We start from the raw sequence: 19,868 nt of genomic DNA, 5'->3' as shown, positions 1-19,868 counted from the left end.
TGCGCCCGTAGCTCAGCCGGATAGAGTCCCTGGCTTCGAACCAGGTTGTCGGGAGTTCGAATCTCTCCGGGCGCGCCAATATTTACAGGAACTTACACTAATAGAACCAAGTCATTTTCATGTTGATATCGGATACTGTTGCCGTTTTGTTGCCGTTTTATTTTATCAACTTTAAAAAAATTGATTGGCCCCATATGAAATAGCATGAAACATTCCTCTATTTTTTAATACGCTATAAACACAACTCATAAATTAAGCTGACATTAATATTCATCAGGGAACAATACCGTCGTCACCGACCGGTCCCATTCCGTTATTATCCATACCGGCGTCAATCCCTCCCGCGTATAGGCTGAGAATAATCGCTCCCCATCCAACAGTGCTGATTCATTTGCCAATTTGTCCGCCGCGCCTATTTCCCCCCAATCTCCTGCCATATGCCGATTCAATGATGTATATATGTGAGTGGCAAATTCGGGGTTCTCGGTCATCAAGTCATGTACGCTTCTGGTTAAGATTATCTGCCCTAGATTGAATATCATAGCGTAGGCTCCTTTCGATATTTGCAAAGTTATGATGTTGGCTACAGCAGGCCGTAGCTTACGAATGATTTATAACTGTCGCCGATGATGATGTGATCGAGCACCCGCACCCCAATAATCTCGCCCACCTCCCGTAACCGCTTTGTTATCTCGATATCTTCCCTGCTTGGTGTTGGGTCGCCGGTCGGATGGTTGTGAAGCAGGATGATGGCCGATGCCGATGACAGCAGGGCCGTTTTGAACACTTCCCGTGGGTGGACGATGCTTTGGTTCAGGGAACCGACCGATACTTCGTCAACGCAGCAGATACGATTTTTGCCGTCCAGGTGGATGGCAAAGAAATATTCCTTAGTTTCCTGCCGCAGGAAGCCGAATGTGGCAAAGACCTGATCCGGGCTGCTGTACCTGGTGAATGGCTGGAGATAGCTGTTGACCTCTTCCTTAATGACCAGGGTTTCATACACCGCCCTGATTTGCTTGAGCTTGAGTTTTCTGGATTTTGCCGGGGCCTGTTCCTGGCCGAATAAGTTGTCAATTGTCACGGTTTGTCCTCCTGAGCCGGTTGGAATTAAAGTCGGTGGTACAGCCGTTGGTTTCCAGGATTGACCAGAGATCGCCCAAGGCCGAAGCAAGCAGTTCGGCGTCATCTACGCCGATGTCGTATTCCTCGATTGTCCCTGTTAATGTTTCAATGCTTCTGATTGCTGCCGCAACAGCCTGCAATATTCTGCGGTCGATCTGCCCTTCCGGAGAGAGCTTTAAACTCATGGATCACCTCCTTACATTTTTTGTGAATAGGACTTCTCGCTACAGGATCAAATTAATGTCGTTCAAGGCGCAACCGTGCCGTACGACTGTTTATGCTTGATTTGGGCACAAAATCAGTCACTGATATTTTTCAAACTTTTGCTGATGACCAACTACGGAACCAATAAATTCCTGGTGGCCACTCATATGTCGTGTGGGAAAAGTTGAAAAGCTGGGAGAACGGCTTGTAAAGCGGGTTAGAAACAAAAAGTTGCCGTTGAAACAGCAGCGGCTCTACGGCGAGGGGCTATACGCTAATTTTCCTTAGCAGGAGGCATTCTCGCTCATTGGTGCAACCCAAAACATACTTGTACTCGTCAGCATTTATTATTTTTTTGATTTTCTTATCTAGCCAGTCTAAATGAATTCTTAAGTTTGGGGCTTGTCCGGTTGCCGAGATAAATTGTACGGCATCAGTACCGATAAACCTCTTGGAGCGGGGCAAAGGATCATAGCAATATAGCCACCCTTCTTCAAATCGAAGGCCAAGTATGTAATGCCAGGTATCCCGGTTCAGCTGTACACACAACAATGCCGCGCCATTTGAATTAATGCACCGAACGATCTTGCTCTGTTGCTGGAAATGCACTTGGTTGCCGGTGATGAATTCCGACTCAATAACAAAATTATTGAAATTTTTTTCCTTATAGTGGCTAAGCCAAAAACCTAGATCCTGAATCGCGCGACTTGATGTCCCACGGTAGGCTTTGATGTCCAGACACTCCTTATAAATTTGTCGGACAATGAATGGTGGAATTTCTCTCCTGTCAAATAGATAGCTCAACGCATTTATTATCGTGGTCGGCACGCAGTCATAATCAGAAGTTTGTTGCCTAAATGGTACTTTCATTGTTGCTCCATTTTCTAATCACCTCATGTATTTGAGTATTTCAGCTACAGCGTTGCCTTCTTTCACAACGACATTAATGTATCGTTGCGGCATAAATCTTTGACCAAGTGCAGGACGAACCCGTACGAAACTAGAAATATACTGAAATATATGCAAATTATTGCTGGAATGGGGATTTGAAGAGGAAAAACAGGTGAGCTTTACAACGACAAAAACAATTGATGAAATATACATATTCAACAATATTAATGATACACTTGCAAAATAAAGTGTCGCTAAAAACACATTTTGCTATTTTATTAATTATAACATATTTTACGCTTAATAGCAATTATTTATTGTTTATTATCAGATACTTATGCATTTAAAAGGGTAGTTTGACTCTGTTAGCATTGATATTGAACTCGCTGGCCCTCACAGTTCCACCGTACTTTTCCGGCACTGACATTCCCATGCTGCGGAATATTGAACCAGATGCGGTCTCCTGGTGAATGCCTAAAGAATGTCTGATTGCACACTCTAAAATTATTGGATGCTCTATAACTTTGCTGTTAAAATTTTGTTGTAGGCATTGCAAATGGTGGCTACAATAGTTTCAACGTCATTTATATTGTTGTACCTTCCATATGAAATGCGAATAGCAGATTTAGCTTGCTGTTCAGTTAATCCTAATGCCATTAGCACATGTGAAGGTTTGCCTTTTCCAGATGTGCAAGCTGAGCTTGTAGATACACATATTCCCTTTAAGTCCAATAAATGCATAAGCGATTCGCCTGTAACACCATTAAAGACTATGTTTACAATTCCTGGCAACCTATTACTTTCATCACCATTAATAATAATACCTGGAATTTGAGTTCGTATCCCGAATATCGTTGCATGCACAAAAACCGATAGTTTATCGGCCATTGCTGTCATATCATTTACGCTTTCACCAATGGCATATCCCGTTGCCACAATTCCCGCAACATTCTCAGTTCCGGCACGAACCCCGCGCTCTTGCTCTCCTCCGAAGATCAAAGGAGGCAGTGAGGCGCCGTTCCTTTTGTAGAAAATGCCCGTTCCTTTTGCTCCATTGAATTTGTGGCTGGATGCAGTCAGGAAATCTACTCCAAGTTCCTTGACAATGACGGGGATATGTCCGACAGCTTGAACTGCATCAGTGTGAAACAAAACATTGCGCTCACGCAGATATTCCCCGATTTCAGCAACTGGTTGAATTGTCCCGATTTCATTATTTGCGAGCATAATAGAAACAAGTTTAGTATCGGAGCGAATGGCTTCCTTTATGTCGTCTAACGAAACGCGTCCCCTGCCATCAACAGGCAGGTAAGTCACAGCTATACCCTTACGCTCAAGTGAATGGCATGCATCGAGCACAGAGTGATGCTCGATTGAAGATGTAATAACATGTCCATTGTTGACGGAGGACAATACCCAGCTATTGCTCTCAGAACCACCTGAAGTAAACACGATTTCAGAAGGCTCTGCTCCGATAGCCCCGGCAACCTGCTGGCGAGCCTGTTCAATGGCACATTTTGCTTTTATTCCGAGTGAATACTGGCTGGAAGCGTTGCCATATTGCTCCTGCAAAAAAGGGAGCATTTTCTCTAAAACACTGTCAGATATTCTTGTCGTAGCAGCATTATCGGCATAAATCAAAGTATCGCCTCTTTCAAAATAATTCACAGCCTTGCCGCTTAAAACCTTCTATCATCTCTTTCAATTCCTCTTCCGTCGTCTCGAAGTACGCTGCCATACACGTCATACACATCATCCGTTCAACCTGCTGATTTATGAGTTTTTTGTTAAGTCCAATCTCATTTTTGGAAAGCTTCTCTTTGGCGCAATAGGCACAATTGATTTGTTTTCCTCTGTTCATTAATCTACCTCGCGTAACGTATATGCGGCTACGTTCTTCCCTCCGTATTCAAGCGGGTCTATCTTCTGCAATTGTTGTCGAATCACCGTTCGCATCTGTACGGCGGGCCGCAGACAGTATCGCTTGAACTCCCCTCTGTCAATACCGTCCGGCTCTGTAGCGTGCGGGAACAGCAGTTTGAGGTAGGCTGTGCATAGCCGTAAAACCGCTTCAGTGTCACGGGTGTCCGCCCCAGAAGGATAGTCCACCAGTCTTTCGACGACATGCCGGTAAATCATTGTTTCCGCCGGCTGACGCAGCAAATGCATGATTTCAGAAAAATACTCCGTGTTCAGCGCCCAACCGCAGATCTTCAGGTTCTCACTCATGCGTGGAATGTCACGCCCACGGATAAAACCGTGGAATCGGTCCAGCAATGCCGACTCGTGAAACACTTCCGGTAGCCTCTGGAACATATCTTTGGTTTCGTCCATCTCTGTTTGCAGGATGTTCCCAAGCAGGATGACACCGGCCCCGCCTATGATACGGTTCTTACCGACTGTAATCTCCCCACTTTCCATGTAGGCTTTCAGCCCGCCCTGCATTTCGCTCGGGTCATGGAAGTTGATCGACTGGATTTCGTCCAGTGCCACAAAGTCGTTCGACGCGATCAGGCCGGGGCTCTTCCCATTGATATCTCCGAACATCTTCGCCCGCGTCAGCGTCCCCCCACTGACCAGCCAGCCGTATTTCCCTACCCGCCCGAACATATACGACTTGCCAGTCCCCTTGGGTGCCAGCTCTATCAAATTCAGACGCGGTTCGATGAACGGCAACAGGCGCGTCAGTACCGTATGTTTCTGCACCCAGTCTTCGTAACCTTCCGGGTTGTAGTCGATCGCACCCAACACAACGTCGATCCATTCCTCAGTTGTGAACTGACAGCGGGCCTCTCTATAGGCGTCCAGATCTATCGAGTACGGACAGAAATTCTTGTACTCTAAGAGCGTGAAACATCCACGCGAATTCTCGTCGTCCGGGCTCCGGTACCCAAGTTGTACTAGTCCCCAGCCGCCAGCAGTTTTTACGACATCATCTTTGATCCTGTTCCAGACATAGTCCTCGATCAGCGTTTCCGCATGCCCCAGACCCAATTCCGGAATCGCGAATGTGTACTCGTTGGACCGCACAATGAATTGGATTTCAATTTTGGCCAGAAACTTCTTCGTGCGCCCCTCACTTCGCGCCACGTCCTTCAATTCCAGTAAATTCTCCCGGCGCGGAATAATTTCGTAAATGTATTTTCGTAAAGCCTCAGCATCGTGGATTCTCCCGTCCGATTCCGCCTTGCGCTTCAAAATCCAATCCCGTAAGAACGACGGAATCGACGCCGCTTTGAAGATCGCCACGATGTTTGGGGCCTTAAAGACCGTTGTGTCCGGAAATGCCGCTCGCAGTTTTTCAGTATTGACCATGTTTGATTGCCCTCGTTGAAACTACAAATCGAAATCGTCTTTCTCAACAATCTGCGCCCGTTTGCCATCAGTCTTTGCCTTTGTCACGAACTGCCCCAATTGCGAGAAAATCACTACCGGCACCAGCCGCTCTTCCAGCGACGCGCCGCCGTGTAGCTCAAAGCCCTGTCCGCCCCCCCTCTTGGGCAGCCGGTCATACCCACGTATCACCCAATACCTGCCATCCATAGTTTCTTCCAGTTCCGGTGGGCATCCACCTTGCGCCGCCCGCTCTCGGTAGCGCCAATCGGCGACTTCCGCGCCAGCCTCACAGGTAAGCGTCCGCGCCAGCCTCGGTTCGGCCTGCCATGCCAACACCGCTAACCGTGAACTTCCGTGGTCTGCTGTGACAAGCACTCGCTCAAATCGCGTCAGCCCCTCCGCCACGCGCGGCAACACATCACTGCCGATCACATCCAGCGCCGCAGCCAGATTTTCCTCCGTGCGCCGGGTCTCGTGCGCTTCCGCTCCATTGTGCGCAATGTTGTCGAAGCGCTTAATGTCCGGCAACCGTCGTGTGACATCTGGCCAATAGATGTTGTTGAATATCGTAGATGTCGGCAAATGCACCTCGCTGACCGCAATCGAATCCACGCCTATATTCCGTTGTAACGCCAGTGCTACCAACATCGGCAACCATTCCACGCCCATCGCGTCCACCACCAGTAACGCGCACCCGTTGTCCGAGGTATACCGTTGCACCATTGCGTCCCGCGATTGTACCGAACTCGGGGGGGCCACCCGTTTTGCCTTCTCATAAAACTCCGGCGTCATGCGACCAGCTATTTTCAGTTCTCGGTATTCCATGAAATATTCTTCCAACATCTCGTCGCCAAAAACGAGATCGGTGTTCAGATACGCTGCCGCTTCTGGATACACATCTTTTACGACGTTTGACACAATGCTATCTACTGAGCAACGCCGCAGTAATTCTGCCAGCTCCGCGTCAGTTCTGCAATTCAACCAAGGCGCAACTCGCGACGTGGATTCACCCGCACAACGCGCGATGAATTGCCGGATTTCCGCGTCGGATCTGCTAACGTCTGCTTCCCGTATAGCATTCCTGCGTTCGCCAGCATATACCAATGATTCATCCAGCCATTCCACGGCACCCGCTACGTATGCGGAGCGGAAGTTGCCGACATGGACCCCCTCTTGCTTTACGACACACTCAAGGTAACTCCCCTTGTATGCGATGTATTTTACCAACCACAGTACTGCCTCGCGTTTAGCCCCTCTGTGCTCGTCAAACACACGCAAGACGCACTTTGTGACTCCATTTTCCGGAAAAAATAGCTTCTTGAGCGTTTCCGAAAGCGTCTTTTCCACACCTTCTTTGCCCTGCTCGCACATCCACCGCAAGGCATCTTCGGACAATCCCGAATCATCCACGCCGTAAAACACGCGAGCGAAATCCCGCAGACACACTACCTGCCGTACCTCGGCGCTTAGCCCAGCTAATTCTCGCCCTTCCGAGGCAACCACAATCCGCCTGACAAAGCTGTCACTCGGATGTTCTTCGGTATATCGCAAATACTTCTGAAATGTGTCGCATGCTTCCGGGATGAATGATGCTAAATCGTCCCCGACCAGCATCACCTCCGTACGTCCAGCAAACTTCGGCACATAATCTCCAGAAATTTCAATCAATTGTTTCCCCTGGCGGTAGCGTGGATTAGCGAAAACATTCTTGAGTATCAAATCCGTGCCGTCATCGCTCCGCAAAAAGCAAACAGCATCCCGCTCTGACGTACCGTCTACCCATTCGCGTAAAGCGACAATCGCAGCCCGCTTATTCTCGTCCGTTAACAACGCAAGATAACCTGGCAGCCCCAGAAATACTACAGCATTACCGCTTGCCTCCTGTGCCGACATCACATCGCGTACCCGACCGAAAACTTCGTCAGGCATTGGGAGCCACGCGCCTTCCCTCACTATATCGCTCAAACGAAACTCAATGCCGCCGCGCTCTTGGTAGAACCTGCGTAGCGCTGTCCAATCTCCCGGAGGCACGATTACCACCCGCGCCTTCGCCTTCGCGAGGGGATTCATGATGTATTCGCAATACTCGCTCAGTGTCATGGTATCACTCCAGCACCGAAAGCCCTACATCGGGAATTTGATCAATCATCTTCAGGAGCAGTATCTTCGCCTCGGCATCAGGAAGCATATTCACCTTTTCTGTAGCCTGCTTCCGCGCATGACTCTCATACCTCTGCTTGACGAATGCCTCAACCGCATCGCGAAGCTCTCCATCCGTCAGCCATCGGCCCGGTGCGTCACCCAGTTTTCTGCATAACCAATCACTCAGATCACCGGCACTGAACACGATCTTCTGATAACGTGGGGGCAGCACCCGTTTGAGGAATTTTTCACCTGCCGTGGCCACGTCTACAAATGCCCCCTCTTTTTCAAGTTCGTCATGCACGGACTGTAAGCGTTCCGCCGACACCCCTCCCGGCCTTGTAACCGCATCGACGAAGCCCTTGGCATCGTCTATCGCCAAAACACACTCTGCTGGCAGCGCGTGTTTGCGGCTCCATTCGTCAGGCGATTCCGTGCCTGTGCGTTCACGCCATAGCACCGCCACCTGTTTGGAAACCAGCGTCCGACTATATTCCTCAATAGTGACTCGCCCCTGCGCCTTGAAACTCTGCTCATCGACTCTTGCTGTATCCGGTGGAAAGACATTGTAAAGCTCGCGCCCTTCCGTGATCGACATTGGCCAGTTCTCTCTGAATATTTCCCGCATCGCATCCAGCTGTCGCGCTTGCGCCACGTCGAAAAACGCCTCGCGGATAATCCTGCCTTGCAGTTCCAGAATCTCTTCAAAGACCTTCACGTCCTCGCCGGACAACGACGGCCTGCTGAGCAATTCAAAGAAGCGCTGCAACGCCGGATGTTTTTTCGCCCAGAACTCCGTCGGCACCTTGTTCTCGCTCAACACCGCATTGCGCAAGCAGTTCAGCGCGTCCTCAAAGCTCATGTACCCTGACGAGCCAGCCAGCCCACGGATATGCTCGGTGCATAGCGTCTGCCGGAAAATTTCTTCCAGTACGGACTCGGCGTCAACGCGTTTCCACAGCCAGCTGCTCGTCGCCGCAAACCGGTCTTTGACCGCCTTGCAATAGATATGCGACGTGCCCCCCATACGCTCCGCCACCGCTTTTAACTCCGGCTTGGCACTATCGACATAAAGTTGGAATGCCTCCTCAAACACCACCGGTACCATATACTTGGCCATTGCCTCAGCAAGCCCCGGCGTTGCCAGAAGAATCTTGCCGATTTCCTTCACATAATTGCCGCGAGTCTCGGTGTCTCCTTTGGAACTGATGCTGTTTGCCGCGCACAGCGCATCAATGACTTTGCCCATTGCCTCCGCGCTCGGCTCAGCTTGTGCGCTAATATGTTCCGGTAGCACCCACAGCGGAACACGTTGCGAAATCTGCTCAAGCCGCGCCCTGACCGCATTCAACGCCGCCTCCACCGTTCCATCCGCAAGCGGACTGCTCCCGAAAATCATACTGCTCTGATCGATGAACGCCTTTTCCTCTTTCGACAGGCGACAGACTAGTTTCTCGTTCCTGATGGAGTTGCTGCCGTCGTCCTTCACCACCGCCTCGATGATTTCCGCCAGCACCACTGCGTCGAGAGCTTTGCTTGTCACGCTATCCGTCCATTGCAGTTTGCGCTGTCCAGTCAACCATGTTTTCAGCACGAAGCCCAGCACGAAGGCCGAATGCGGAACCCCAAGCAGTCCAAAAGGTGGACGCTGTAGATCGATGTAGAGTTTGCGTATAGAGCAGGGATTACCCGCGCCAACCGTGCTTTCTTGGCGTTTTTTGCAAAAATCCCGTAACTGTGTCAGCGCATGGTTCGGATTCGCATCGAACCATGCTTCCTCGCCGGTGACACCGCTTTTCTGCCACGCCGTCACCACGGTCTTCCACTGGCCGGGCTTCGCAAACTTGTCGAACTCCATGCCCGCCAGCGCCCAACTCTGCAAGTGGGTCAACTGGCCGAACGCACTGATGTTGAAGCTGCACAGATCGTCCGTATATGCCTCGAACGACTGTTTCGCATAGCCAGTAAGCCAATCCTTTTTCAGTTGTCCCCACGTCACTTCCTCAACGAATGGCTCCCCATTTATATTAGGCTTGTACACTATGAGTTTGGCAGCACTCGTGACTTTGGAATGCCACGCTGCTTTCGCGCTACTGACCTGCGTCTCGAACACTTTCTTGCTCGCGCTATCGCTTGCCAATGCGAGACGGGCACTGTTTTCCGTGAACTCATCCCATGCCTTCACGTTGTCGTGGCAGAAGCTGACACCTGGCAGCATCACAAACAGCATCCGGTGGTCTTTGAACTGTTTTGCCAAGTCTTTTACCTTCTCGGGGATACGCAATTGCTCCTGTTCGTCCCGCGCCAGAATGAACTGCACAAGCACTCGGTTCCCGTTGTCACCAAAAAACTCGCGTTTTGTGATGCTTGATGCTGAAAGACCGTTGATGCCTGCCGCGCGCACATCAAAACGCCCGCCGTAGTTGACACCTTTCAACTGTTTAACCAGCTCCGCCTCGGTGTCTTTCAGCACAAGATCTCCAAACTTGCCATCCAACGTCGTTTTTTTCTCCTCAATCTCTTTCGTGTCCGAGCGGTCACGGAAACGTTCGCAACGCTCGTTCATAATCGCGAAACAATGCTTCTGCTCCAGATTGCGTAGGATCGCATCCATGCCCTGCAAAGCGCCGTCACCCTCGAAACTGCGCTGGATATTTTCCACCGCCACGCTCAACAGCGGATGTCCCGTTCCCTGAATCTGTTCGATCAAGCCAAACAGCAATACCGCCTTGAACACGCGCCGCTCGTCCGGCTGCAAATCCTGTTCGCGTCGAGCGTATTCCCCTCGCGCTTCCTGCACGGCTTGCCCCGTTCCCAGGTCATCTCGTTCCACAAAATACCGCCAGAGATGATCTGCCGTCAGAAACTGGTGGCCGGCAATATCCAAACCGCCTTTTTCAATGAACGCTTTGAATTCCTCGCCGTTCAGGAACTCGAACATGCTCCGCTGGTTTGCTCCTACCGCCACCGACAGGTGTTTAAGTAGGAACGCCGCCATCGGGTGCAGAGGCAGGATATTCTTGAAATCCGCAGCATCAATACCTGCCTTGTTAAAAGCCATGTAGTTTTCAGCCACACCGTTCACGCTGTGCCACAGCACGTCCCGTTCTTGCGTCCACTCCGTTGCCTTCTCCGGCTTAACAACGAAGGCGTCTGCCGCCAGTTTCAGCGCGGTTTCATTCGGCAGGTCAAGCCGCTTGAACGTGAACCGGTTGTTCGCCTTCTTTGCACTCTCGGATCCTGCCGCCACATACGACGAAATATCCGTGTGCGTTACAGGCACAAAATAGAACCGCCCCTGCTGTGCGGCCTCCGCTAGCTGCTCCAGTGTCTTTAATTCCGAACGGTTGCGTTCCATGAACGACGAGAACTCATCCCAGATATACACTAACTTGGAAAGTCCATTCACTTTCAAGGAAGCGTCCACCCACGCCAGAAAATCCTCCGCGCTCAAATCCAGATAGATGTGCCGTGCCACCAATACCCGCATTGCGTCGCTGACCAGGCCCGCCTCCTGATTTGCATCCCGCAACTTTTTCTCCAGCGCATCCGCAGTTTTGATACCCGCGTTCAGGTGCGAGAGCCGAGCCTGAATCGCATCACGTTCTGCGAAGAAATGCGGCTCGTCCTGCCGGATGCGCTCAATTACTTCATCCAGCTTGCCTTTCAGTGGAATCGTGTGCCCGCCCGCCTCCAGCGCTTTAGTGATACCGCGCTGCAAGCGCATTAGGAACTGATTCTTCGCGTCCACGCCGTCAGCGTTCACATCATAGACGACGAGCGCTTTTTCCCCGCGCCGAGCCAGCAACCCCTTGCGCACGGGTTCTGGGATCTGCGCGTTGCGCAGTTCGAGCCATTTTTGGACGCGCGTTTCGTCGTCCATGAACAGTTTTTGCAGAACCAGCGACGCGTGGCTCTTTCCCGTGCCATAGGCGCCTGTGATCCACAACGTCTTGTTCCCGCCCTCTAAACTCCTGAGCAGCTCCCGCAAAATTTCCACGAACGAATCGTGCGGATAGAATCCCAGCCAGGTATCCGGCGTCTTATTGATGTCTGCCAGCGTCATGCACGGCGCGTAATCAGGTCTGATCCCAAAATAGTCTTTGTAGAATGCCATTTTTTCAAATCCTCTGTTGTTGGCTACTTTCACAAAATCAATTCGACCACATCGTCCCGTTTCTTCGTTTCAGGGAACAACTGCACCTCGTCCAACCCTAGCGTGAAGCTGCATGTGATGAAGTCAGGATGCACCGCCGCCAGCCCCATGCACTGTTTTTTGAACTCATCCGGCTGGATGCCGAACGTCGTTAGCGGCGACACGACTTCCTCATCGAACTCCGCCGCCATCATTTGCCGCACCGTGAACGCACTGCGCCCAGATTTCTCCGCCATCACATAAAGCCCATAGAGAACAACCAGCGGATCCACCGAACGCGAACGGCGCATGAGTTTTTCAACGGTTCTGCCCTTCATTTCGGCTTCAATTAACGCCTCGCCACCTTCGCCAAGCGGAGAAGACTTAACCAGTTGGCAAAGCGACTGTAACGCGCCCTTCCTCACCGATGCCGATCCAACGGATTGCGCGAGGCTTTCATCAATCTGCTTAATTGGGTATCCGGTATCAAAATCCGTATTGCAGACATACCATTTCACAAGCGGGGAAACATTTGCCAGACGGAACCACAACAACTGCCAAAACAGCAAATCGTTGAAACCGCGTTTCTTACCAACCTCCAAAAGCAGCGTTGTGGTTATAGCCGTTGAATCTCCAATCAACCCCGCCTCACGGAACCACGTCACGGCTGCTGGAACCATCCGGTTACCCAGCGCAGTTGTCTGACGGAAATTCGCGCCCTCGTTCGCCAGAACTTCAATCCATTCCGGTCTCAGTCCAAAAGTCATGTATTTATTGATACCGCTGATGTTCATCGTATTTGCTCCTGCGTATCGTTTTGAGTAATATCGCCAACACCCATCGTTAGGAGAATAGCACCTCATGCAATGGACGCACGTTGCTTCGTCAATTATAACCTTCACCTTGTCGCTACAGTTGTCTTTGCCCAGCCGCAACGCACCGGTAGGACATTCCGCCTCGCATGCGTTGCACCCAGTGCAGGCAATAGCCTTGTGAACGGCGTAGGCCAACCACTTGGAGACGGACTTGTCGGCTTTACCGTTTGTCCAGACACATTCTAACAACCCCCTCTGTTCGTCTTTGCGGAATGATAACTCCGCACCCTCAATTTTTCCAATAGCCTTGAGCCATTCCGTTAAGGCTAGTTCTGTTTCAATTGGGAACTCACAAATCACACGGTCACTTTTGCGTTCTATGCCAGGTTCTGTAATGACTTTTTTTAAAGAAACGCCGCTTTTCCGCGCATACCAGCCACCTTCATAAACAAACGCATCTGCGTCTTCCTCGGAAGAAAACTCGCGGTCAATTGTATAGCGCACTGCATCAGCAAACTGCTCGGTCTCTTTGGGGAAATTCATCCGGATTAGATCATTCTGTCGGTCGGTTGACATCGGGCACATTAGGCATCCGACACGGGGCAACCCCTTTCGGTATGCTTCGTTCAAAACCAGATCATGCTCAAAAATGTAAAGCCACAGTTCATGCGCGGACCACGCCAAAATCGGCATGGCATTCACCTGTGATTGGCTTTTCAAGCCATCTCCAATATCGTCGTATTCCGAACGCCTTTGGCTCTCCTCACCACGTACCCCGACAAATGCCAGCGTTTTGATTGACCTTCTCCCGAGTCTTTCCTTGAGCGCTAATATTGCGGGAGTGCTCTTGTGGACGGAACAGCACCAACGCAACGCTTGCGACGGCGGTCCGAAAAGTCGCCAGTTTTCCAATGCAGGGGTCTTGGCGGAAACCTTCAAAAACGGGCGGCCTTCATAGCGCCTTTGGATTTTTTCCCAGACGCGGTAGGTATCCGGCAGTTCCATATCCGTATCACTGAAAACAACCGGTACGTCCAACGGGAGAACTTTATGGCAGAGGTCGAGCAGAACCACCGAGTCCTTGCCTCCGCTGAAGCCAATATAGACCGCATCGCATTTTTTCATGTAGGCGTCGTACATCTCTTTGATGCGCTTAAGCGTGTCCACTACCAGCGCGGTCATGATGTCATGGTTTTTCGCCACCATTGCCTCGACATCTACCGGAACCAGCTTCACTTTTCTTCGCGTCTTAGCGCCTTCGTGCGAGCCATTGTCCCCGTGCAACGTACCCTTCCATTCGATGTCCAGCGGTTTGCCGTAGCCTGTCTTATTGACTTTCGCGATTTCTTCGCCGCGATACAGATACACGTTCTGCCTCGCCCAGAGGAGCGGACGCCGCTCCGATGAATCAAACACCAACTGTGCTTCAAACCCCGTGATCGCCAGTTCCTCCGCGAAGACCGGACGGATTTCGCTCGCCACGAACTTTCCCGTCTGCGTCGTCAGGCGGTACCCGCTTGTACGCCTGTCCCACTCGTAACTATACATTCGCGGTGCCCTTCGGCACGATGCTGTTCTTTTCACAAATTAGAAAATAGCGATCGTGATTCTTAATATATTGCCTCACAGTCGAAACCGTGAGACCATTTTCGTTTGCAATTTTCTCCACACTTTCTCCATTTTCCACACGTCTCACCCACTCCGCGACACGCGGACTGCTGCCGACACTTTTGAACAATCGCCAAGTCGATGGTGATAACGGACGTCCCTCTAAGCCGATAATCCCGTTTTCCAATTCGTGAACTTTAGTGTGCGGAGACATCTTCACTGTCTGATATTCGTCTTGTTTGTCCGCCCGCTCCAACCGCAGCCGTCGCCCTTTCGGAAAGACATCGTACCTGCCTTGGTAGTGTTTCGCGCAGACACGCATGAAGGTGTCGTTATCCTTCAAGGCGTATTCCTCGCGTAAATGGATGCGGTAGAACAAATTTAGGGCAAACTCAAGTTTTGCAGCGGACACTTTTTCATTCAACTCAACCAACGTATCGACGGCGGTTGTCAGTATTTCCGAAAAATCCTCCGGTAGAGGGATCCCCTCTGTACTGCACCAGCAGGGCATCCCACCGACTTCCGTCTCATGGACTTCCGGCAGGAAGTGCACGCGAATGCTCTCTAATGCCTCGGCGCTTAGGTGAGGCATCGCCTGTTCGATTTCATGAAAGGTCAATGTGCCGTCCGCCTCTTCAATCCATCCGGCGATCGCTTCTGAGATTGCCAACAAACTATCGTCAAGACTAGATGGGGGCTTGAAACAGAAATAACCTCCCTTTTTCCACACAGCAACCGCGAAACCCAAATGCCTAAGAAATGCTGCGCAATCCTCAGGCGTGACAATATGGCGGAAAACACCGCAAAAATTTTTAAATAGCTGTTCGACCGAAAAGCAACTGTATTCCTTTAGCCATTCCATCGCCTGCCCATGGAACGCCAACAGGGGCTCATCACCTGAAACCATCTCGCGGGAAAACCACAACCCATTCCTCAGTTGGAACATCTCAGCTTTCAGATTTTCAATCTGCCAATCCTCAAACGGAACTTTCTGCCGCAACAGCCGCATTGCCATTGGATCGAATGACACGCCGTTGGGGCATTCTCGTGCCACTGCCGCCAAAAGTTCAGCAGTCGTCATGTCGCCCTCCATTCATGGGTGAATTCGGGGGGCATCATCATTAATTGTCGGGCAGAGCGTTTCCACGCATAGGTCTGGAAGCAGGGGGTCGGTGTGGGCATTTGTTCAGTGCTCTTATTTCAATCTAATTTATTTAGGAAATATACACCTTTTTGCAACGAGTGATAAAGCTTATAATCTAAGGTAATGGCTGATGAGAGGCTGTTGCGTAAAAAAATAAGAGCCACCGTCGTGTCCCAAGGTGGCTCTCCTAAAAATAAATCACTTATTCAATTATCATTTTTATTTTTTTTAAATCGTAAATGGGGTAGATATAGAAACGGAAAAATGAAAAAAAGTTAATACTGGTAGGCGCCAAGCAGAGCTCATCCTTTGAAATTTACCTGACCGAATACTTCAACGACCTCCCAAGGCAGGAATAATTGACCTCACGGGTCACCATCCGGGATATCTTCCCCGTTGTGATATTGATTCTCCTGACAAAAATGACCACCTTGTTGTTGCTCAGATAGTTGTAGGTTCCCACTATCGCCTCGGACTGGAAATACTCGTCTTTTTTGATCTCGTTCACGTTGCGCGTCAGCACCACCAGCCCGCTTTCCGACAGCTTGAAGTATTTGGCGAATTCGGCCTGGATGATCTTGTAGCAACAGGTCTTGTTGAGGCTGGCCCGCATCAATTCCCCCATTAAGAGGCCGGGCTGGTTCGGTATGAAGGTTTGGAGGTCGGCGAAGTCGGTGACAAGCACGGTCAGGCGATTCGCCTCATCGCTAGGTGCATTCGCCGGTATGGCTGCTTTGCCGTCAGGGGTCCGTGCCGCGCACTCGGCGCAGGTATCCACGCACAGTTCGGCGGCGATATCTTGGAACAGCGCTTTCAGGTCGGTGGCATCGAGCAGCACCGGCAACGACTTGTTGTAACAGGCTCCATATATATCAGGGTGGTAGGTCGCACAGCCAGTCAATATCTGTATCAATACAGCACCAGCCGAAACAAGGAAAAATAGTCGGATCATAACGGGATAATTGCCTTTCATCTTTACCGGGCTCAATGTATTTCCGCTCCAACAGCCTGAACAGCCCCTGCAACTGGCGGTGTGTCACCAACAATCTTCATGGGCTTGCGGTTATCTTCGCTGAACAGCAGAGAATCGGTGAACCAGTTGACCGGCATATGCACCTGAGCCGACGAGGCCACCAGTCCGCTATTGATGTCGATTATCCGCGCGTTGACAATAACATGGTCTTCCGCCACGGAGTAGGTGCCGGTCACAACCCCACCGATCTTGTACATATCCCTGAGCTTCTTGATATCGCGGCTCAATGAAAATTCGCCGGTTTCATTGATGACAACATCTTTGGTCAGCCTGACCTCGAACACCTTCCATTTACGTACTTGCAGTTCATGTATCAGGTTCTCGGCCACCAGCCGACCAAACGGGGTGGTTTCCGAGAGTTTATTAAGGTTGGTGAAACTGGTGACGATGAAGGTGTTTTCAAGGCTTTTGCGGTCTACGTTCCGTTCGATCTGGTCAGCCATAAAGATCATTTGCGCATTGAAGCGACCGGCCGTTGTCTGGCTTGGTGCCACCTTTATCTCTTCGTTCATTACATACCGTTCTCGGGGTTCTATCATGGCAACATCTGCACATCCGCCAAGCAGCGACATAGCAGCAATTGCGACACCTGATACCCTTATTGCCAGCCGCTTGCTAATCATGTACCACCTCCTGTGGCATAATTATATTGCCGCCTGCCGGAAGCGTTACCAAGTATCCATCGGCCCCAGTCACAAAAACAGTTTCTTTGCTCCTTGAGGAAACCGGATAATCGAAGCCGTTGCCATCATACCTACAACCATGCCGCGTCAATTGACGATTATTGGAATTGCACCATGAATCCCAGGTCACGTCATAAGCATTTTGAAAACAGAAGGTATCGCTGGCGCATTGGGTGAAAACCTTACGCTGAACATGGTTCTCCATGACTATCGGCGGCGTTGCGCAGCCTGTGACGGCCACTAGCAGGAATATGAGGTACAGCGGTCTTTTCATGAAATCCTCCTTCTGTAATTAAACACAGCCTTTTGGCTAAATCGGCATTATAATTTCATATATAGACTGTATTGTCAAATATTAACGCCAATCGCCTATTACCTTATTGAGGATTTTGCATATGTTCTAACACATGGGACAAAAAGACTTTTTGATAGTTTTGGGAAGTACGATACGCGCGCGACGGAAGGCGCGTGGTTTGTCGCAGGAGAAGCTTGCCGAGCTTGCAGACCTCCATCCGACCTACATTAGTGAGATTGAGAGGGGGAGTGTTAATGCCTCGGTCTACAGTATTTTTGTTATCGCCAATGTTTTGGAAATGGAGTTGGCCGACTTAATAAACCTTCCTGCTGCACCTATCAATCGCCAATTTGAGAATGAGCTTGCCGAGATTTTAGGAAAAATTCGAGGATTGGATGAGAGCAAACAGAAACTGTTGCTGAACGGATTAAAAGGTATGCTAAGCGGTCTCTGAGGTTGGTTCTAAACTCGTAACCAAATGATACTATGGATATGGTGGTCAATGACCGCTTTGGGGAGTTTGCGGTGACGCGAGGGAGGCTTCTGTCGAGGGTGAAATGGCAGCCATGTCATTCGCCCTGCATGACGACTTGAGGGCATACGAAGTATCGAGGTCAACTAATTCACAGGCCCTTTACTCTCAGTGTCCATCGTATCACTTATCATAAGTATAAATGAATTACATCACATTCAATAATATCAACATGTTACATCGCTATCATATATCGACTAAATATACCCAAATACATCAGTTTTGAACATGGATAACCCGCCATATTTACGTAATACATCGAATTTGACAAATATTTCAGTCAATTACGATAACTCGTAAATACGGCGGTATTATCCAATAGTGCCATCAGTTAGATATCGTCATCTTTAACCAATTTGTAGCCGGATTTTTCAGATATCAAATTTAGCACCTCATGCTCCGGTAATATTGTGGATAGCCTGGATACCGTATTTCTCAACGAACTCCCCAGACGTTGAGTCTTCTTTGCTACCGAAACACTTTCGGATTCTTGTCTGTGCGCTCGCTGTGCATCATGTACGGCCTTCCACTTGATCTTTTTGATGTCGGACCCTAGGAAGGCCTCCCAGGATGGCTGTTTCTCGATAACACGACGCCTTTTGCTTGATGGGGTTACGAAGTTGATGCAGCTATCGAGCAGTTGAAGGCATCTTTTGTGAAACTGCTGCGGGTATTTAGTGCTGTATTTTTTCAGGATATACCCGATTTTGTCCTTATTCTTCACCTTGATTTCAATGCGGAAGAAACCAGTATTAGGGCGTCTGTATATTGTCCCGTAGTTCATTGTTGAACGTGCAGAACCAAGTTGAATAGCATCAAACTTACGCTCGACAGTAAGGTATTTTGGCGGGTTACGAGCAACTAAACTGCCGGTACAGTACTCTTTGCTGTTTCTGACCCAATGTCTTAATTCCCTTAATGTGAGGCAATTCAGATCGTCATTGAATGCAACATCAAGTTGCTTGAATGTATGCTTAAATATTGATAGAAATACAAGAAACTTTCTGAGTCTGAAATCAGGTGAGTTGTCAAAAAAGGACCCGTGTAAAATCAACATAACATAATCACATTCCGAATTTATAGTAATGCAAACACTTTCTTCATCTTTGAAAGAATATGTCAATTTTGTCCTTCTTTTAATACTATCAATAACAAAACTATTAACATTAATATGTAGTAAAGACAACAGGTTAATTCTGTCATCTTTACAAATATTGTGGATTACTACAACAAGCCCATGAATTTCTATTTGCATAATTATTTCTCCCTTTTGTTGATATAGTCTGTGGAGCCCTTGATTTTGCTCAAGGGCTCCACAGAAGGTTATAGAGTTATCTCCTCAACTACGCGATATGCGGCGAAAAGGGGAGAGATAGCTGCTTGCTTTGCACGATCTTACGAGTGCGTTCAACTTTTTTATCGAGAGAACCCACACGGGGTAATCCCATCTTCTTTGCCGCTCTATCCCGCACCCTCTCATAATCGAGATCAGTTAGCTTGGCCAGAATACTGACGATTATGTCATCACCCACAATTTTGACATTGCCCGCCAACCACGATTTCATCAGGATCATTGGGTTCGATTTATAAGCTTCGAGTTGATTCCTCAGATCGGATAAAGACTTTTTGCGTATCGACCTCATTCCTTTGAGAATATTTTTATACTTGCGTTTACGTTTGTCATTCATCGCTTCGAAAATGTTGCCATACCAAATTTTCGACCAATTTCTTTCAATACAACCATAAAGGGCAACATTAGGTCCATCATCGTCACCATCAACATTTCCCAAGAGGCACCACCAGTTTTCCTGATTGGAAGGTTCTCCTTGAACAACAAAATGTTGAAATTTACTGTCTGTGTCTATATCAAGCTTGATGCCGTACTTATTTATGCGATCTTTTAATTTACCGATGGAAGTATTCAT

The 19,868-nt window shown here is 49.4% G+C and carries 16 protein-coding genes and 1 tRNA gene; 2 read left to right on the top strand and 15 right to left on the bottom strand.

The features are described from left to right. Nucleotide 1 precedes the first annotated feature (1 nt). Nucleotides 2-78: transfer RNA gene (locus LDN12_RS06020), tRNA-Arg, on the top strand. Nucleotides 79-583: 505 nt separating this feature from the next. Here the strand turns inward: LDN12_RS06020 and LDN12_RS06015 are convergent. From LDN12_RS06015 to LDN12_RS05955, 13 genes are all read right to left on the bottom strand, one after another. Continuing rightward, a complete protein-coding gene (locus tag LDN12_RS06015; protein ID WP_223921773.1) occupies nt 584-1,084 on the bottom strand; it encodes a JAB domain-containing protein in 501 nt (166 codons plus the stop codon). After that, nucleotides 1,074-1,310, bottom strand: a complete 237-nt coding sequence (locus LDN12_RS06010; protein ID WP_223921772.1) for a hypothetical protein — start codon at nt 1,308-1,310, stop codon at nt 1,074-1,076. Before LDN12_RS06010 ends, LDN12_RS06015 begins: the two co-directional genes overlap by 11 nt. Before the next feature lie 286 nt (nt 1,311-1,596). Further along, nucleotides 1,597-2,199 carry a hypothetical protein gene (locus LDN12_RS06005; protein ID WP_223921771.1) on the bottom strand — a complete coding sequence of 201 codons (603 nt, stop codon included), beginning with the start codon at nt 2,197-2,199 and terminating at the stop codon, nt 1,597-1,599. 537 nt (nt 2,200-2,736) lie between these two features. Continuing rightward, a complete protein-coding gene (locus tag LDN12_RS06000) occupies nt 2,737-3,888 on the bottom strand; it encodes a cysteine desulfurase family protein (RefSeq protein ID WP_223921770.1) in 1,152 nt (383 codons plus the stop codon). Further along, nucleotides 3,875-4,081, bottom strand: a complete 207-nt coding sequence (locus LDN12_RS05995; RefSeq protein ID WP_223921769.1) for a hypothetical protein — start codon at nt 4,079-4,081, stop codon at nt 3,875-3,877. Before LDN12_RS05995 ends, LDN12_RS06000 begins: the two co-directional genes overlap by 14 nt. Beyond that, nucleotides 4,081-5,535: a BREX system Lon protease-like protein BrxL gene (gene brxL / locus LDN12_RS05990; RefSeq protein ID WP_223921768.1), complete on the bottom strand. Its 1,455-nt coding sequence runs from the start codon at nt 5,533-5,535 to the stop codon at nt 4,081-4,083. Before brxL ends, LDN12_RS05995 begins: the two co-directional genes overlap by 1 nt. A gap of 21 nt (nt 5,536-5,556) precedes the next feature. Continuing rightward, nucleotides 5,557-7,656, bottom strand: coding sequence for a BREX-4 system phosphatase PglZ (gene pglZ, locus LDN12_RS05985; protein WP_223921767.1), 2,100 nt, complete (start codon nt 7,654-7,656; stop codon nt 5,557-5,559). Nucleotides 7,657-7,660: 4 nt separating this feature from the next. Next, nucleotides 7,661-11,815, bottom strand: a complete 4,155-nt coding sequence (locus LDN12_RS05980) for a transposase (protein WP_223921766.1) — start codon at nt 11,813-11,815, stop codon at nt 7,661-7,663. Nucleotides 11,816-11,844: 29 nt separating this feature from the next. After that, nucleotides 11,845-14,130, bottom strand: a complete 2,286-nt coding sequence (locus LDN12_RS05975) for a phosphoadenosine phosphosulfate reductase family protein (protein ID WP_223921765.1) — start codon at nt 14,128-14,130, stop codon at nt 11,845-11,847. A gap of 58 nt (nt 14,131-14,188) precedes the next feature. Next, nucleotides 14,189-15,337 (bottom strand): helix-turn-helix domain-containing protein, encoded by a 1,149-nt coding sequence (locus tag LDN12_RS05970; RefSeq protein ID WP_223921764.1) that lies wholly within the window; start codon nt 15,335-15,337, stop codon nt 14,189-14,191. Between the two features lie 379 nt (nt 15,338-15,716). Beyond that, nucleotides 15,717-16,313 carry a FlgO family outer membrane protein gene (locus tag LDN12_RS05965; protein ID WP_223921763.1) on the bottom strand — a complete coding sequence of 199 codons (597 nt, stop codon included), beginning with the start codon at nt 16,311-16,313 and terminating at the stop codon, nt 15,717-15,719. A gap of 71 nt (nt 16,314-16,384) precedes the next feature. Next, nucleotides 16,385-17,056, bottom strand: coding sequence for a FlgO family outer membrane protein (locus tag LDN12_RS05960; RefSeq protein WP_223921762.1), 672 nt, complete (start codon nt 17,054-17,056; stop codon nt 16,385-16,387). After that, a complete protein-coding gene (locus tag LDN12_RS05955) occupies nt 17,049-17,390 on the bottom strand; it encodes a lipoprotein (protein ID WP_223921761.1) in 342 nt (113 codons plus the stop codon). Before LDN12_RS05955 ends, LDN12_RS05960 begins: the two co-directional genes overlap by 8 nt. 133 nt (nt 17,391-17,523) lie before the next feature. Between LDN12_RS05955 and LDN12_RS05950 the strand changes: the two genes are divergently transcribed. Further along, nucleotides 17,524-17,865, top strand: coding sequence for a helix-turn-helix domain-containing protein (locus tag LDN12_RS05950; protein WP_223921760.1), 342 nt, complete (start codon nt 17,524-17,526; stop codon nt 17,863-17,865). 409 nt (nt 17,866-18,274) lie between these two features. Here LDN12_RS05950 and LDN12_RS05945 read toward each other — a convergent pair whose 3' ends face one another. After that, complete coding sequence (locus tag LDN12_RS05945; RefSeq protein ID WP_223921759.1) at nt 18,275-19,198, bottom strand: hypothetical protein; 924 nt, start codon at nt 19,196-19,198, stop codon at nt 18,275-18,277. 88 nt (nt 19,199-19,286) lie between these two features. Continuing rightward, nucleotides 19,287-19,868: a hypothetical protein gene (locus tag LDN12_RS05940; protein ID WP_223921758.1), complete on the bottom strand. Its 582-nt coding sequence runs from the start codon at nt 19,866-19,868 to the stop codon at nt 19,287-19,289.

The sequence above is a fragment of the Geobacter sp. AOG2 genome, assembly GCF_019972295.1.
In the GTDB taxonomy this organism is placed as follows: Bacteria; Desulfobacterota; Desulfuromonadia; order Geobacterales; family Pseudopelobacteraceae; genus Oryzomonas.
The sequence above is the reverse complement of the archived record's forward strand: the minus strand, read 5'-3'. Positions and strand labels throughout refer to the sequence as shown.